Source organism: Methylobacterium endophyticum (assembly GCF_050591105.1).
In the GTDB taxonomy this organism is placed as follows: domain Bacteria; phylum Pseudomonadota; class Alphaproteobacteria; order Rhizobiales; family Beijerinckiaceae; genus Methylobacterium.
In genome coordinates, this window is sequence record NZ_JBNHES010000006.1 from 37459 (window position 1) to 52783 (window position 15325).

At 72.2% G+C, this 15325-nt stretch carries 12 protein-coding genes; 2 read left to right on the top strand and 10 right to left on the bottom strand.

What is annotated here, in order from left to right; translation table 11 throughout:
- Positions 1–3: 3 nt before the first annotated feature.
- Complete coding sequence (locus tag ACP56T_RS08740) at positions 4–828, bottom strand: transporter substrate-binding domain-containing protein (RefSeq protein ID WP_430911955.1); 825 nt, start codon at positions 826–828, stop codon at positions 4–6.
- A gap of 139 nt (positions 829–967) precedes the next feature.
- Between ACP56T_RS08740 and ACP56T_RS08745 the strand changes: the two genes are divergently transcribed.
- Complete coding sequence (locus tag ACP56T_RS08745; RefSeq protein WP_430911761.1) at positions 968–2878, top strand: glycosyltransferase family 2 protein; 1911 nt, start codon at positions 968–970, stop codon at positions 2876–2878.
- On the opposite strand, the gene ACP56T_RS08750 is transcribed toward ACP56T_RS08745, so the two are convergent.
- The 6 genes from ACP56T_RS08750 to ACP56T_RS08775 all read right to left on the bottom strand — a co-directional run bounded on the left by ACP56T_RS08750 (position 2829) and on the right by ACP56T_RS08775 (position 12597).
- Positions 2829–3428 (bottom strand): SCO family protein, encoded by a 600-nt coding sequence (locus ACP56T_RS08750; protein ID WP_430911762.1) that lies wholly within the window; start codon positions 3426–3428, stop codon positions 2829–2831. The two genes, ACP56T_RS08745 and ACP56T_RS08750, sit on opposite strands and share 50 nt — an antisense overlap.
- A 210-nt stretch (positions 3429–3638) precedes the next feature.
- Positions 3639–5096 (bottom strand): siroheme synthase CysG, encoded by a 1458-nt coding sequence (gene cysG, locus ACP56T_RS08755; protein ID WP_430911763.1) that lies wholly within the window; start codon positions 5094–5096, stop codon positions 3639–3641.
- 43 nt (positions 5097–5139) lie between these two features.
- Entirely contained in the window at positions 5140–7824 is a 2685-nt protein-coding gene (locus tag ACP56T_RS08760; protein ID WP_430911764.1) for a nitrate reductase, read from the bottom strand.
- 98 nt (positions 7825–7922) lie between these two features.
- Entirely contained in the window at positions 7923–9527 is a 1605-nt protein-coding gene (locus ACP56T_RS08765; RefSeq protein ID WP_430911765.1) for a sulfite reductase subunit alpha, read from the bottom strand.
- Positions 9524–11314, bottom strand: coding sequence for a NirA family protein (locus ACP56T_RS08770; protein WP_430911766.1), 1791 nt, complete (start codon positions 11312–11314; stop codon positions 9524–9526). Before ACP56T_RS08770 ends, ACP56T_RS08765 begins: the two co-directional genes overlap by 4 nt.
- A gap of 11 nt (positions 11315–11325) precedes the next feature.
- A complete protein-coding gene (locus tag ACP56T_RS08775) occupies positions 11326–12597 on the bottom strand; it encodes an NAD(P)/FAD-dependent oxidoreductase (RefSeq protein WP_430911767.1) in 1272 nt (423 codons plus the stop codon).
- 430 nt (positions 12598–13027) lie between these two features.
- Between ACP56T_RS08775 and ACP56T_RS08780 the strand changes: the two genes are divergently transcribed.
- A complete protein-coding gene (locus tag ACP56T_RS08780; protein ID WP_430911768.1) occupies positions 13028–13192 on the top strand; it encodes a Flp family type IVb pilin in 165 nt (54 codons plus the stop codon).
- Positions 13193–13234: 42 nt separating this feature from the next.
- Here the strand turns inward: ACP56T_RS08780 and ACP56T_RS08785 are convergent, their stop codons facing one another.
- From ACP56T_RS08785 to ACP56T_RS08795, 3 genes are all read right to left on the bottom strand, one after another.
- Positions 13235–13384, bottom strand: a complete 150-nt coding sequence (locus tag ACP56T_RS08785; protein ID WP_430911769.1) for a hypothetical protein — start codon at positions 13382–13384, stop codon at positions 13235–13237.
- Between the two features lie 131 nt (positions 13385–13515).
- Positions 13516–14541, bottom strand: coding sequence for a CmpA/NrtA family ABC transporter substrate-binding protein (locus ACP56T_RS08790; protein WP_430911770.1), 1026 nt, complete (start codon positions 14539–14541; stop codon positions 13516–13518).
- 10 nt (positions 14542–14551) lie between these two features.
- Positions 14552–15139, bottom strand: a complete 588-nt coding sequence (locus tag ACP56T_RS08795) for an ANTAR domain-containing response regulator (RefSeq protein ID WP_430911771.1) — start codon at positions 15137–15139, stop codon at positions 14552–14554.
- Positions 15140–15325 lie beyond the last annotated feature (186 nt).

A 15325-nucleotide genomic window follows, 5' to 3' on the forward strand; every position in this document is an offset into this window, starting at 1 on the left:
GCCTCAGAACGGCCCCACGGGAAAGAAGCGTAGATAGAGTTCGGCGTATTTGCCGTCGTCCCAGACCCGCTGGAGCGCGTCGTCGAGGGCTCGCGAGAGCGCGGCGTCGTCCTGGCGGGTGACGAAGCCGACGCCTTCGCCGAAATAGCGGTTCTCCAGATAGTCTCCGCCGCTGAAGGCGCAGCATCCGGCCGAGTCCGCGCCCCCGAGCCAGAGGGCAAGGTTGACGCCGTCCGCGAACACGTAGTCGGCCTCGCCCCGCCGCAGGGCGGTCTCCGCGCCGGCGAGATCGGCGAATTCGTGCGGCACCGCCTTGGGGAAGAACGCCCTGAGATAGGCCGCGTGGGCGCTCCCGGCGACGACCGCCACGCTCTTGCCCGCGAGCGCCTCGGCGGAGGGGGGGGGCAGGTCGCGGTCCGCGCGTCCGGCGAAGCGCGCCGGCCAGCGGAAATAGGGCCGTGTCGCCAGGAACTTCGCCCGCAGGCCCGGCGTCAGCGGGATCGCGGCGGCCACCACGTCGCCCTGGCGCTCACCGAGCGCGTCGAGCAGGGTGTCGAAGCGGCGGGCCTGGACGGTGCAGGTGATCGAGAGCCGCTCGCAGACCGCCCGCGCCAACTCCACCGCGAAGCCGGTCGGGTTGCCGTCCGGCCCGGCGAAGTGCAGCGGCGGGAATTCGTCGTCGGTGAGGAACCGGACCGCGCGGCTCGATTGGGGCGCCTCCAAGCGCTCGCCCCGGCTGCGCGGGTTCCACAGGTTCGGGATGGTCACGCCGCTGGATTGGGCGCAACTCCGTTGCGGGAAGGACGCAGCCGCCGCGAATACGATCATCGCCCCGCCGATGGCTGCGGATCGCCGACGGGACAAGATTGACGATCCGTTAACGCGCATGGTCGGCTGACGGTCGCGGGAGAGGGGCTGGCTCACCGTCTCCGATTAGCATGTCCGGCCGCCGACGGGAGCCGGTCCCGTGTCGTTTCTCCGCTCGCGCCTCGCCTGGACCGATGCGGTCGCGCTGCCGCCGGAGATCGCCTTCCTGCTGGCCGAGGGCGTCCCGCCGGCCCTTCTGGCGCGGGCCGCGACACTGGCCCGCGACGCCGGAACCGATGCCGCCACCGCCCTCCTCCGCGCCGGCCTGATGGACGAGGACGCCTATTACCGGGCCCTGGCGCGCCGGCTCGGCGTGCCCTTCCTCGACGGTGCCATCGCCCTCGGCCCCGGCATCGCCTTCCCCGAGACGCCGCTCGCCGGGCTCGCCCCGCTGGCGCCCGGCGGTCCGGCGCCGCGCGTGATGGCGCCCGAGGGCCGCGACGTCGCCGAGCTGCTGAGCCTGCGCCTGCCGCGAAGCTGGCGGCCGGCGCTCACCACGCCCCGCCGCCTGCGCGAGGCGGTGTTCGCGGCGATTCCGCAAGCCGTCGCCGCCCACGCCTCGGACGATCTCGAGATCCGCCGGCCGGACTGGGCCTTCCGGCCGGGGCCCGGCGCGATCCATGTCGGGCTGGCGGTGCTTCTCGTGCTCGCGGCCGGCTGCGCCGCGACCCTGCTGCCGGCGGCGCTCGCCGTCCTCCTCGCCGTGGCGGTGCAGAGCGCCTTCCTCGTCATGGCGGTGTTCCGCATCGGGGCGCTGTTCGTGGCGGCGCCGGTCGAGAGCGCCGAGGAGCATCCGCCGCTGCCGGACCGGGAGCTGCCCGTCTACACCGTGCTCGTGGCGCTCCACCGGGAGGCGGAGGTGGTGCCGCGCCTCGTCAGGGCCCTGGCGGCGCTCGATTATCCGGTCGCGAAGCTCGACATCAAGTTCGTCATCGAGGCCGACGATTCGGAGACGGCCGCCGCCCTCGCCCGCGTGCCGCTGCCGGCCCGGTTCGAGGTCGTGGTGGCGCCGCCGGGCCTGCCGCGCACCAAGCCGAGGGCGCTCAACGTGGCGCTGCCGCTGGCGCGCGGGTCCTGCCTCGTCGTCTACGACGCGGAGGACGTGCCCGATCCCGGCCAGTTGCGGCGCGCCGCCGGGATCTTCTCGCGCGCTCCCGCGACGACGGCCTGCCTCCAGGGGCGCCTCGTCATCGACAACGCGAGCGATTCCTGGCTGACGCGCTGCTTCGTCCTCGAATACGCGGCGCTGTTCGACGTGCTCGGCCCGGCGCTCGCGCATTGGCATCTGCCCACGCCGCTCGGCGGCACCTCGACGCATTTCCGCACGCAGGTGCTCCGGCAGATGTGCGGCTGGGATGCGCACAACGTCACCGAGGACGCCGATCTCGGCATGAGGCTGGCGCTCGCTGGCTACGATGTCGGCGACCTGCCGAGCGCCACCATCGAGGAGGCGCCGGCCCGGTTGGGGCCCTGGCTGCGCCAGCGCACCCGCTGGATGAAGGGCTTCGTGCAGACGAGCCTCACCCATGGCCGCCGCCCCTTGCGCACCCTGCGCGCCCTGGGGCCGCTCGATGCGCTCTGCGCGCTCGCCATGCTCCCCGGAACCGTGATCTCGGCGCTGGTCTATCCGCTGTTCACGCTTCTCGCCGTCCGCGACTTCCTATGGCGCGAGATCCCGGCCGGGCCGGCCTTCTGGCCGAACCTGCCGGTGGCGCTCTCGCTGACGCTGTTCGGGATCGGCTTCCTGGCGATGCTGGCGCCCGCCGCCCTCGGCTGCTTCCGCCGAGACTGGCGCGACCTCATCTGGATCGTGCCGACGCTGCCGGCCTATTTCCTGCTCGTCAGCCTCGCGGCCTGGCTCGGGGTGATCGAGCTCGTCACCGCGCCGACCCGCTGGAACAAGACCCAGCACGGGCTGGCGCGCAGCTCCCGCAGCGGCGCGCTCAAGCCGGGGCCGGCGGTCAGAGCCGTTTCGCCAGCTCCGCCGCGCTGGTCTCGGCCGGCCGGCTGAGATCGAGCGCGCCGAGGAAGCGGTTGTTGCGGTCCATGACGTAGACCAGCGCGGTGTGCTCCATGGTGTAGTCGCCCTTGTCGCCGGGCGTCTCGACCTTGCGCGCATAGGCCCGGTAGGCCCTCGTCGCGGCCACCACCTGGGCCGGCGTGCCGGTGAGGCCGGTGATGCGCGGATCGAAGCTCGACAGGTAGGTCTTGAGCGATTCCGGCGTGTCGCGCTCCGGGTCGACGGTGATGAAGGCCGCGCGCATGTCCTTGCCCTTCGGCCCGAGCGCGGCGAGCACGTCCGAGATCTGCTGGAGCGTCGTCGGGCAGATGTCGGGGCAGTGGGTGAATCCGAAGAAGACGAGATGCGTGGCGCCGGCGAAGTCGCGCTCGGTGACGGGCCTGCCGTCCTGGTCCACCAGCGAGAACGGGCCGCCGACGGTCGAGATCGGCGTCTTCTCCGGGGCCAGCGTCAGGATGGCGGCCCCCGTCACCCCGACGAGGCCGAGCGCGAAGGCGCCGAGCGGGATCAGCAGGCGTCGGGTACGGTCGGACAGGGCCATGGCGGGCTCGGGGCTCGGACGGCCGGGCCTGCCCGCTCATGTGGCGGGCCGCCGGCTCGCGGCTGGGGAACCATAGCCGGGCGAGCGAGGCAAGCCGGCATCGCGTCGCCCCCTCTCCGGCACCGGCGCTCCCCTCACCCGACCCGCTTCGCGGGCCACCCTCTCCCGCAGGGGGGAGAGGGGCGTCGGGCGCATCGGCTGAAAATAGTGTCAGACCGCGAGGGCCGCCTCCGAGACCGGCGTTTCCGCCGCCGCGACGCCGAGCGCCAGCGCCTCGCCGACCATCAGGATCGCCGGCCCCTGCCCGCCCGAGGCGTCGACACGCTCGGCGAGATCGGCGGCGGTGCCGCGCAGGACCGTCTGGTTCGGCCGGGTCGCGTTGAAGACGACGAGCGCCGGGGTCGTCGGGGCCAGCCCCTCGGCGACCGCCCGGTCCAGCAGGCCCCGCAGGGTCTTCTTCGGCATGTAGACGACGGTGGTGACGCTGCCGTCGGCGAGCGCGCCCCAGTTGAGATCGTCGGGCAGCGCGCCGCGCCGGTCGTGGCCGGTGACGTATTGCAGGCGCCGCGCCGCGTCGCGATGGGTCAGCGAGACGCCGATGGAGGCGGCCGCCCCCTGAGCGGCGGTGACGCCGGGCACCACGCGCACGGGCACGCCCGCCAGCCGGCAGGCCTCGATCTCCTCGCCAGCCCGGCCGAAGACGAGCGGATCGCCGGATTTCAGCCGCACCACCTGCTTGCCGGACTTGGCGAGCTGCACCATCAGCGCGTTGATGTCGTCCTGCCGGCAGGAGGGGCCGTAGCCGCTCTTGCCGACCAGCATGGTGCGGGCCTCGCGGCGGGCATAGTCGAGGATCTCGGGGGCGACGAGGTCGTCGTAGAGAATGACGTCGGCGTTGCGGAGCGCCCGCAGCGCCTTCAGCGTCAACAGCTCCACGTCGCCGGGCCCGGCCCCGACCAGGGTGACGGCGCCGCCCTTCGGGGCGGCTTCCGTCTCGGCCATCAGCTCGGCGAAGTCGGTCTCGGTGGGGGCGCGGTCGGGTTCGGCGAAGGCGCGGTCGGTCAGCCGCTCCCAGAAGCCGCGCCGCTCGGCAAACCCGTGGAGGCGCGCCGTGACGGTCTCGCGCCAGTCGCGCGCGGCGCCGACCCAGGCCTTGAACCCCTGCGGCAGCATCGCCTCGATGCGCGCCCGCACCGTCTGCCCGAAGACCGGCGCGGCCCCCTCCGTCGAGATGCCGACGACGAGGGGCGAGCGGTTGACGATGGCCCCGAACTTCACGTCGCAGAGATGCGGCCGGTCGACGGCGTTGACGATGACGCCCCTCGCCCGCGCGGCCGCGACGAAGGCGACGCAGTCGTCCTCGTCCTCCATGGCGCCGATGGCGAAGGCGGCCCCGTCGAGATCGGTCGCCGTCCAGGCCCGCTCGTGCAGCACCGCCTGCCCGGCCACGGTGGCCCCCGGCACGGCGCGCAGCTCCTCGCCCGCCTCGGCGGCGTAGACGTCCACATGGGCGCCGGCGGCCGCGAGCAGCTTCACCTTCCAGGGCGCGCCGGCATTGTTGCCGGCCAAAACGACCCGCTTGCCCTTGAGATCGAGGAAGACGGGCAGGACGGCGAGCGGCTCCAGGCCGTGGCCTCGGGTCTCGCGGGGTTGGCGGGGGAGATTCATGAGCGTCGGCTTCGTCACGCGACCATAGCCTTCCAGAGTGGGCCTATGCTGCGCTGCGTGCAAGCGCTTCCGGCAGCAGCTTGCGGATCTCGGGTACGCAGGAGCCGCAATTCGTGCCCGCCTTGCAGGCCGCGCCCACCGCCTCGACGGTGTCCGCCCCCGCCTCGATCACGCCGGTGATGACGTCGAGCCCGACGCCGTGGCAGGCGCAGATGGTGGGGCCCGCGGCGGCCGTGGCGGCGCGGCCCGAGAGCAGCGCCCGGCGGACCGTGGCGTCCGGCTCGGTCTCGGCGAAGAGCGCCTTGGCCGCCTCCCAGTCGGGCCTCGCCTCGGCCGGCGCGAAGGCGAGGCAGGCGACGAGCCGGCCCTCGTCATAGACGGCGCAGCGGTAGCGGCCGCGCGCATGGTCGGCGTATTCGGCGAGCTCCAGGCCCTGGAACAGGCCGCGCATCAGCAGCGCCGCCTCGCGCGAGCCGTCGTTGGTGGCGAATTGCAGGGCCGAGCCCCCGGTGACGGCAGCGCGCGCCCACCACCAGCCCTCCGGCGGCGTGCGGGCATCGCGGCTCAGCAGGTATCCCCGCGCGCGGAAGGCCAGGGGCTCCACTGAGGCCGGGGTCGCCTTGAGTTCCGGCTGGCCGGAGACGGGATCGGGCACGCCGCGCACCACGGCGCCGACGCGCGCCCGCGATGCTGTGGCGTCGCTCCAGTGCATGGGCATGAACAGGCTGCCCGGCCGGATCGCCTGCGTGACGATCACCTCGAGATCGGCGCTGCCATGCACGGAGGAGACGCGGGCGATGCCGCCGTCGACGAGCCCGCGCGCCGCCGCGTCGTCGGGGTGGATTTCGAGGAAAGGCACCGAGCGGTGGGCCGAGAGCCGCTGGCTGCGCCCGGTCCGGGTCATAGTGTGCCAGTGGTCGCGCACGCGGCCGGTGTTGAGCACGAAGGGGCGCTCCTCCGTGACGCTCTCCGCGAGCGCCGGGGCCTGCACCGCCACGAAGCGGGCGCGCTGGTCGAAGGTGTAGAAGCGGCCGTCCGCGAAGAACCGCGCCCGGCCCTTTCCGGCCGACACCGCGCGCTTCGGCAACGGCCACTGCACCGGCGCGGCGGTGTCGTAGGCGGCCTCGGCGATGTCGCCCAGCGCCCCGATGTCGAAGTCGCGGGTGCCGTTGTTCTCGAAGGCCGAGAGCGCCGCGTGCTCGCGGAAGATCGCCGCCGCCGAGAGGTAGCCGAAGGCCTTGCCGTGCCCGAGCCGGCGGGCGACGTCGCAGACGATGGCCCAGTCCGGCCGGGCCTCGCCGGGGGCTTTCAGGAAGGAGCGCTGGCGCGAGATGCGCCGCTCGGAATTCGTGACGGTGCCGTTCTTCTCGCCCCAGGCCAGCGCCGGCAGCAGCACCGTGGTCTTGCCCAGGCCCTTCACGGTGTCGGAATCCGCCACCACCTCGGAGACCACGTAGAGGTCGAGCTTGGCCAGCGCCTCGCGGATCATGTCGGCGCGGGGCATGGAGACGAGGGGGTTGGTGCCCATCACCCAGAGCGCCTTGATCTTGCCCTTGGCGATGGCGTCGAACATGGCGACCGCCTTCAGCCCCTCCCCTGTGACGATGTTGGGCGCGCTCCAGAAGCGGCGCACCCGGTCGACCTCCTCGGGCGCGAAATGCATGTGGGCGGCGAGCATGTTGGCGAGCCCGCCGACCTCGCGCCCGCCCATGGCGTTGGGCTGGCCGGTGAGCGAGAACGGCCCGGCGCCGGGCTGCCCGATCCGCCCCGTGAGCAGGTGGCAGTTGATGATGGCGTTGCCCTTGTCGGTGCCCTGGGCCGACTGGTTCGCCCCCTGCGAGAAGGCGGTGACGACGCGCTTCGTCTTCGCGAACAGCTCGAAGAATCGCGCCACCTCCGCCTCCGGCAGGCCCGTGGCGGCGGCGGTGGCGGCGATGCTTGGGGCGATGGCGCGGGCGCGCTCCAGGGCGGCGTCGAGGCCGGCGGTGTGCTCGTCCACGAAGGCGCGGTCGGCCGCTCCGGTATCGGCGAGGTGGACGAGCAGGCCCGAGAACAGCGCGCTGTCGCTGCCCGGCGCCAGTGGCAGGAACAGGTCCGATTCCTCGCCCGTCTGGGTGAAGCGCGGATCCACCGTGACGATCTTGGTGCCGCGCCGCGCCCGCGCCTCGGCCATGCGGCGGAACAGGACCGGGTGGCACCAGGAGGCGTTGGAGCCGACGAGCACGATGAGGTCGGCCTCGTCGAGATCCTCGTAGCAGCCCGGCACGGTGTCCGAGCCGAAGGCGCGCCGATGCGCGGCCACCGCGCTCGACATGCAGAGCCGCGAGTTGGTGTCGACATGCGGCGTGCCGATGAAGCCCTTCGCGAGCTTGTTGGCGACGTAGTAGTCCTCCGTCAGCAACTGGCCCGAGAGGTAGAACGCGATCGCTCCCGGCCCGTGGCGCTCGGCGGTGCGGCGCAGGCCCCCGGCGACCGCGCCGAGCGCCGCCTCCCAGGAGACGCGTGCCCCGTCCTTCACCGGATGGAGCAGGCGGTCGTCGAGATTCACGGTCTCGCCGAGCGCCGAGCCCTTGGAGCAGAGCTTGCCGAGATTGGCCGGATGCTCGGTGTCGCCGGCGATCCCCACGCCGCCCTTGCCGTCGGGGGTCGCCAGCACGCCGCAGCCCACGCCGCAATAGGGGCAGGTGGTGCGCACCACGGAGCCGGTTTCCGGAGCGGACACGGTCATGGCGGGGTCCTTGGCGGATGTCTCGTGGTGTCGGGCAGCAAGACTCGGGCCGGTATGCGCATCGTCCCTCCCCCGCAAAGGGGGGAGGGACGATGACGTCAGTACACGTCGGCCTGGTAGCGGCCGGCCTTCTTGAGGGCGGCGAGATAGGCCACCGCCTCCTCGGCGCTCTTGCCGCCGTGCTCCGCCGCCACGTCGATGATGGCGCGCTCAACGTCCTTGGCCATGCGCTTGGCATCGCCGCAGACGTAGAAATGGGCACCGCCTTCGAGCCACTTCCACAGGTCGGCGCCGTTCTCGCGCATGCGGTCCTGGACGTAGGTCTTCTCCGCCCCGTCCCGCGACCAGGCGAGCGAGAGGCGCGACAGCACCTTGTCGTCGCGCAGCTTCTCCAGCTCGTCCTTGTAGAAGAAGTCCGACGCCTGCCGCTGGTGGCCGTAGAAGAGCCAGTTGCGGCCCGGCGCTTGGGTGGCGGCGCGCTCGCGCAAAAAGGCGCGGAACGGCGCGATGCCGGTGCCCGGCCCGCACATGATGACGTCCTTCGAGAGGTCGTGCGGCAGGGCGAAGCCGTGCGCCTTCTGGAGATAGACCTTGACGGTGGTCTTCTCCGGCAGGCGCTCGCCGAGATGGGTCGAGGCGACGCCGAGGCGCAGGCGCGAGCGGTGGTTGTAGCGCACCGCGTCGACGGTGAGCGAAACCCGGCCCGGATCGGCCTTGGGCGAGGACGAGATCGAGTAGAGCCGGGGCTGCAACTCGTCGAGGGCCTCGAGGAAGACCTCGGCGTCGGGCCGGGCGCCGGGGAACTTGTGGAGCGCGCCGAGCACGTCGAGATAGGCGGCGTCGCCGTCCGGGTCCTCGCCGGCCGAGAGCGCCTGCGCCTTCTTCCTCGCCTCCCCCGAGGTGAGCAGCGAGAGGAGCTGGTAGAGCCCGTCCGGCGCGGCGCCGAGCGCGTAGTCCTTGAGCAGGGCGTCGCGCAGGGTCCGGCCGCCGATCATGCGCTCGGGCCGCGCGCCGAGCTCGGCGATCACGGCGTCGGCCAGCGCCGGGGCGTTGGCGGGAAACAGCCCGAGGCTATCGCCGACCACGTACTCCACCGGCGTTCCGGTGAGGTCGATCTCGATATGCCAGGTCTCCTTCTCGCCCCCCGGCGCGTTGAGGCGCGTGCGGGACAGGAAGGTCGCCTCCACCGGGTTCTCGCGGCAGAAGCCGAGGGGGCCGAGCGCGGCCTCCTTCTTGGGCGCGTCGCCCGTGTTGGCCTTCGCCGGGGCGGAGCCGCCGGCGGCGCCGAACTCCTCCTCCAGCTTCTTGAGCATGCGCATGGTGTCCTTGCCGCCGGGCTGGCAGAGGTTCAGGCGCTCCTCGCTCTTGAGGAAGATGGCGTTGGCATAGTCGGCGCAGTTGTAGCCGCACTGGCCGCAATCCTGCTGGGCCATGGCGGCCATCAGCTTCTGCGCCTCGGGCCTCTCCTTCGCCATCTCCATGCGGTCGGCGATGGGGAGGGCCGGATCGTGCCAGGGCGCGTCGTCGTTGTCCGCGAGTTTTTTGGCGCCGCCGGGGGACTCGCCGGGCGCGAGCGCGGTGGCGCCCTCGACGGCGGGGCCGAGCAGCGCGGCGAAATAGCCGGAGAGCCAGGAGCGCTGGTCGGCCGAGAACGGGGCGGTCTCGGGGATCAGGACGAGGGGGGGGCTGACGTGCTCGCTCATGCGGCTGCCTTCAGGACGGGCTGATCTTCTGCGAGGTCGCGCAGGGCCTCCGGGCCGGTGCGCAGGGTGAAGGCCTGGAAGCTCTCCTCCGGGCCGTTCCGCTTGGACAGGTAGGAACGGAGAAGCGCCTCGACGCGGCCGGGGCAATCCTCGGCCTTGACCGCCTTCCAGATCTCGGTGCCGATCTTCGCGTCCTGCGCGAAGCCGCCGCCGACCACGATGTCGTAGCCCTCGACGGTGTCGCCCTCCTCCGAGACGACGACCTTGGCGCCGATGAGCCCGATATCGCCGATATAGTGTTGGGCGCAGGAATGGTGGCAGCCGGTGAGGTGCAGGTTCACCGGCACGTCGAGCTCCTTCACCGTCGCCTCGATGTAGTCGGCGATGATCAGCGCGTGGCCCTTGGTGTCGGAGGCTGCGAACTTGCAGCCGCGGTTGCCCGTGCAGGCCACGAGCCCGGCGCGGATGCTCGACGCCTTCGTCGTGAGCCCCAGCGCGGCGACGCGGGCCTCGACTTCGGCCACCTTCGCGTCGGGAACGCCCGAAAACAGAAAGTTCTGCCAGACGGTCATGCGGATCTGGCCGTCGCCGCACTCCTTGGCGATGTCGGCGAGCGCGCGCATCTGGTCGGTGGTCATCTTGCCCACCGGCAGGATCACGCCGATCCAGTTGAGCCCTTCCTGAACCTGCTTGTGGACGCCGACATGGGCGAAGCGGGCGGTCTCGGCGCGGGGCGCGACATGGGCCGGGTCGACGCGCTCGAGCTTGCGTCCGAGCTTCTCCTCGACGGCGGCGAGGTACTTGTCGAAGCCCCAGGCGTCGAGGACGTATTTCATCCGCGCCTTGTTGCGGTTGGTGCGGTCGCCATGCTCGATGAAGACGCGCAGGATCGCGTCGGCGACCGCGTTGCACTCCTCGGGCTTGAGCACCACGCCGGTGTCGCGGGCGAGATCCCTGTGGCCGGAGATACCGCCGAGCACGAGGCGCATCCAGACGCCCGGCGCGACGGCGGCGCCGTCGAGCACCGTCACCGCCTGGAAGCCGATGTCGTTGGTCTCCTCCAGCACCGGGATGATGCCGCCGCCGTCGAAGGCGACGTTGAACTTGCGCGGCAGCCCGTAGAGCGAGCGGTCGTTCATGATCCAGCTGTTCCACGACTTCGCGAGCGGGCGCGTGTCGAGGAGCTCCTGCGCATCGATGCCGGCGACCGGCGAGCCGGTGACGTTGCGGATGTTGTCCGCCCCCGAGCCGCGCGCCGAGAGGCCGAGGTCGATCAGCCCGTCGAGGAGCGGCTGGCCGTGCTCGGGGGTGATGTCGCGGATCTGGAGATTGGCGCGGGTGGTGACGTGACTGTAGCCGCCGCCATGGGCGTCGGCGAGGTCGGCGATGCCGGAGAACTGCCAGTGGTGCAGGATGCCGTTGGGAATGCGCAGGCGGCACATGAAGGTGTTGCTGGCCGGCGAGAGCCAGAACAGCCCGTGGTAGCGCCAGCGGAAATTGTCCTCGGGCTTGGGCGCCTTGCCGGCGGCGGCCTCGGCGATCAGCCGGTTGTGCCCCTCGAACGGGTTTTCCGCGCGCTTCCACTTCTCCTGGTCGCAGAGCTTGCCGCCGGCCTTGACGGTGCGGTCCTGCGCCTTGATGTGGATCGCGTCCGGTCCGGTCGGCTCGGCCGGAGGGGCGCCCGCCCCCTGCCCGAGGGCGAGGCCCCCGGTGAGGCGGGCGGCGGCGATGCCCGAGGCGAAGCCCTCGAGGTAGCGCTTCTGCTCGGCGTTGAAGTCTTCTGACATGACGCGCCTCTTCACGCTGCGAGGGTGTGGGGGGCTTTCGGCGCTTGCGCCGGGCGCCCGAACATCAGGTCGTCGCGCATCTCGCCCACCGGCTCGCCAGAGCGGATCAGCGCCTTGCACGCGGCCTGCTCGGCGATGTCGCCGACGAAGACCGCTCCGATCAGCCGGCCGTCCTCGATCAGGAGCTTGCGGTAGAGCCCGGCGCCGGTATCGCTCAGCACGACGGCCTCGGCGGTCTCCGGGGTGTCCACGATCCCCGCCGAGAACACCGGCAGGCCGGAGACCTTGAGGCTGGTGGAGAGCGCGGTGCCGGGATAGGCGGCGTCCTTGCCGGCGAGGGTCCTGGCCAGCACGTCGGCCTGCTCGTAGGCCGGCTCGACGAGGCCGTAGACTAGGCCGCGATGCTCGGCGCATTCGCCGAGCGCGAAGATGCGCGGATCGGAGGTGGCCATGCGGTCGTCGACCTTGATGCCACGCCCGATCTCGAGCCCAGCCCCCTGTGCCAGCGCGACGGAGGGGCGCACGCCCACCGACAGCACCACGAGATCGGCCGGCAGCACCGTGCCGTCGGAGAGGATCAGGCGCTCGACCTTGCCCTCGCCCTCGATGCGGGCGGTATCGGCCTTGAGCAGCACCTTGACGCCGCGCGCCTCCATGGCCCTGCGCACCAGCGCCGCCGCCGGATGGTCGAGCTGGCGCTCCATCAGGCGGTCCATGACGTGGAGCAGGGTGGTGTCGACGCCGAGCCGGGCGAGGCCGACCGCCGCCTCCAGCCCGAGAAGGCCGCCGCCGATGACGATGGCTTTCGCGTGCTCCACCGCCGCCTCGCGGATGGCGGCGACGTCGGCGAAATCGCGGAAGGTGACGACGCCGGGCAGCTCCATGCCGGGCTTCGGCAGCCGGATCGGCACCGAGCCCACGGCGAGCACCAGCTTGTCGAAGGGCAGCACATGGGTCTCGCCGACCACGGCCAGCCCGTTCTCGCGGTCGATCGCCGTGACGGGGGCGCCGGTGATGAGGCGGATGCCGTGGCTCTCGTACCAGTCGAGCCCGCGAAAGCCGCAGGCCGCCTCGTCGACCTCGCCGCCGAGCAGCGAGGAGAGCAGGACGCGGTTATAGGCGGCCACGGGCTCCGCCCCGACGACGACCACGTCGTATCGGCCGGGGACGTCCTCGGTCAGGCGCTCCAGGAAGCGCAGCGAGGCCATGCCGTTGCCGACGACCACGAGGCGCTCGCGCGCCCCGGATTGTCCGGTGCCTTTGCCGGTGCCTGTGGATGCCATCGCAGCCGCGTCTCGTCCTCGGTCGAAATCTCTGGCGGCGGGCCGCCCGCGAAAAAGCCGCTGCCGGGGCGCCCGCGCCGAGTGCTCCACTCCGCGAGGCGACCGGATCAGCGGCCTCGCTGACGGTGCTGCCCGTCGCCATTGACGGACGGAAGAGAGGTAAGCAGGAGCCGTGCCAGCCTGCGGCGGGTATCGCCCTGCGGTCTGCGGCTGTCTCCGGTGCGGGCCGTCCGGCATCCGCTCGCCGGCGGGCGCTGCCTAACGATCGGGCGGTTGGATGCTAAATCGGCAGTCTTGCCGGATGTCCTGCATCCCGGATTCGGCAGGTCCACGCCGAAACGCGGCTATTGCGGCAGAGATTATTCATACCCTCGGTATAGGGCAGGAGGAGTCCGCGCCTTCGCGGGGGGGTTGTAGGGAGTCTCTGACAATGCGTGCTCTCACGCAGCGGTTTCTGAAAGACAGGTCCGGCGCCACGGCGATCGAATACGGAATGATCGCGGCCCTCATCGCGGTGGTGGTCATCGCGGCGATCAAGGGCATCGGCACCAAGCTGAACTCGAAGTTCACCGCGATCTCCGGGAACCTGAACTGAGGTTCCGCTACGGGCGGTGAAAGGCCAGTGCCTGGCGGACCGTCACACCGCCAGGGCGAGGATGACGGCCATGCCGAGCGTCGGTGCCGCGCCGAAGGCCAGGACCCAGGGCCAGAGGCGCGACCGGGCCGGATGCCGGTTGTCGTTCGCGGCGCGCGGAGGCGCGGCCCGCAGCCTCACGTAGCGCGACACGATCACCCGGTCCCGCTGCGGGCGGGGGAGCGACGAGCTGATCGAGCTGCGGCATCCGGGCATGGCGGCTGGACAACGGCCGAGCGCGGGGGCCGTTCCGCGTCTTCGGAGCGATCTTTCCGTGCCGCCCGTCAGGGCACGATCCCGGCACTCTCGAAGAGCGAGGGGCGGTAGACGGCCTCGGCCTCGGCGCGCAGGTCGCGGCCGGGGGGAAGCTGCTCCGCCGCCTCCATCTCGCCGAGGAGCCGGCGGACATGGGCGAGGTCCGGCGCCTGGGCGGCCGCGTCGAAGCGCAGGTAGTCCGGCGCCGTCCGCCGGCGTCCGGCGCCGTCGAGGACGAGGTCGCCGTCGAGGCAGCGGGCGACGAGGCCCGCATCCGTCCCGAGATAGCTCCGGCGGGCGAGGCGGTGCGACAGCTCCGTGCGGTTCTCGGGATCGGCGCACCAGAGACCGGCCCGGCCGACCGCCCGCACCAGCGCGAGCCGCGCCTCGCCCAGGCGCTCGGGCACCGCCAGCACCTTCTCCGGGCAGTCCGGCGCGATCTCGCAGCCGAGGGCCGCGATCCGGCCGATGCCGTCGGCCGCCGCCACGCTGTTCCAGGGCGCCCCCGCGCAGAACCCGTCGACGATGCCGCGCGAGAGGGCCTCGACGCTGTATTGCGGCGGCATCGCCACCAGCCGCACGGCGGACAGCGCGATGCCGCCACGCGCGCCGAACAGACGGAGCTGGTAGGTGTGGCAGGAGAACGGGTGCACCGTGCCCAGGGTGAGCGGGCGCCCGGCCGCGCGGCGCTCCCCGGCGATCCGCCCGAAGGCGCGCGCCACCGCGTCGAGATCCTCCGCCTCCTCCTCGCCGAGCGCCATGGCCTCCCACAGCGCGGTGGAGAGGGTGACGGCGTTGCCGTTGAGGCTGAGCGAGAGCGGCACGGTGATGTCCGAGGGCGGACCGCTCAGGCCGAGCGCGCTCGCCAGGGCGAGGGGGGCGAGCATGTGGGCGGCGTCGAGATAGCCGAGCGCCAGCCGGTCGCGCAGGGTCGCCCAGGAAGGCTCGGCGGAGAGCTCCAGCTCCAGCCCCTCCGCGCGGGCGAAGCCCATCTCGGCGGCGGCGATCAGGGGCGCGGCGTCGCAGAGCGGGACGTAGCCGAGATGCAGTCTCATGACGCGGCCCTCATCCGAGCAGGTCCGCGGTGGTGACGATGGCCCGCGCGATGTCGGCGATCTTGCGCTTCTCGTTCATCGCCTTGCGGCGCATCTGCTTGTAGGCCTCGTCCTCCGAGAGCCCCTTCATGCTCATGAGGATGCCCTTGGCGCGCTCGATGAGCTTGCGGTCGGCGAGCTCGCCCCGCGCCTCGCTGAGCTCGCGCTGGAGCCGGGAGAAGGCGTTGAAGCGCAGGATCGCGATGTCGAGGATCGGCTTGATCCGCTCCTGGCGCAGGCCGTCCACCACATAGGCCGAGATGCCGGCGTCGACCGCCGCCTGCATCATCGCCGCGTCGGAGCGGTCGACGAACATGGCCACCGGCCGCTCGGTCTGGCGGGTCAGGCTCGACATCTGCTCGAGGATGTCGCGGCTCGGGCTCTCCAGATGGATCACCACCACGTCGGGCTTCAGCGCCTCGACCCGCTCCATCAGGTCGGCGGTGTCGGGGATCACCACGACGCGGCCGACGCCGGCGGCGCGCAGGCCCTCCTCCAGGATCGCGGCGCGGGCCCGGCTCGGATCGATCACGGCGACGGTGAGGCTTGTCTCTGTCATGGGCCCCGGCGTTGGGCGGCCTTCCGGTGGTCCGGCCGCGGCGGGCGTCATCGCGCGGCGGGGGCGGTACAGGCAAGGGGCATGCCCGGCCTCGCGCGACAATGTTACGAAGCGGAGAGCAAACGGCCCCGCTTCCGCCGCAAACCGGCGGGCATTCTGCGGCCGCATCGTGATGGGAGGCCCTGG

Bases quoted from the DNA above. Each gene is read 5' to 3' on its own strand.
- ACP56T_RS08770 (WP_430911766.1), bottom strand. From the start codon at position 11,314: ATGTCAGAAGACTTCAACGCCGAGCAGAAGCGCTACCTCGAGGGCTTC.
- ACP56T_RS08780 (WP_430911768.1), top strand. From the start codon at position 13,028: ATGCGTGCTCTCACGCAGCGGTTTCTGAAAGACAGGTCCGGCGCCACG.
- ACP56T_RS08795 (WP_430911771.1), bottom strand. From the start codon at position 15,139: ATGACAGAGACAAGCCTCACCGTCGCCGTGATCGATCCGAGCCGGGCC.
- ACP56T_RS08740 (WP_430911955.1), bottom strand. From the start codon at position 828: ATGATCGTATTCGCGGCGGCTGCGTCCTTCCCGCAACGGAGTTGCGCC.
- ACP56T_RS08775 (WP_430911767.1), bottom strand. From the start codon at position 12,597: ATGGCATCCACAGGCACCGGCAAAGGCACCGGACAATCCGGGGCGCGC.
- ACP56T_RS08790 (WP_430911770.1), bottom strand. From the start codon at position 14,541: ATGAGACTGCATCTCGGCTACGTCCCGCTCTGCGACGCCGCGCCCCTG.
- ACP56T_RS08765 (WP_430911765.1), bottom strand. From the start codon at position 9,527: ATGAGCGAGCACGTCAGCCCCCCCCTCGTCCTGATCCCCGAGACCGCC.
- ACP56T_RS08750 (WP_430911762.1), bottom strand. From the start codon at position 3,428: ATGGCCCTGTCCGACCGTACCCGACGCCTGCTGATCCCGCTCGGCGCC.
- cysG (WP_430911763.1), bottom strand. From the start codon at position 5,096: ATGAATCTCCCCCGCCAACCCCGCGAGACCCGAGGCCACGGCCTGGAG.
- ACP56T_RS08760 (WP_430911764.1), bottom strand. From the start codon at position 7,824: ATGACCGTGTCCGCTCCGGAAACCGGCTCCGTGGTGCGCACCACCTGC.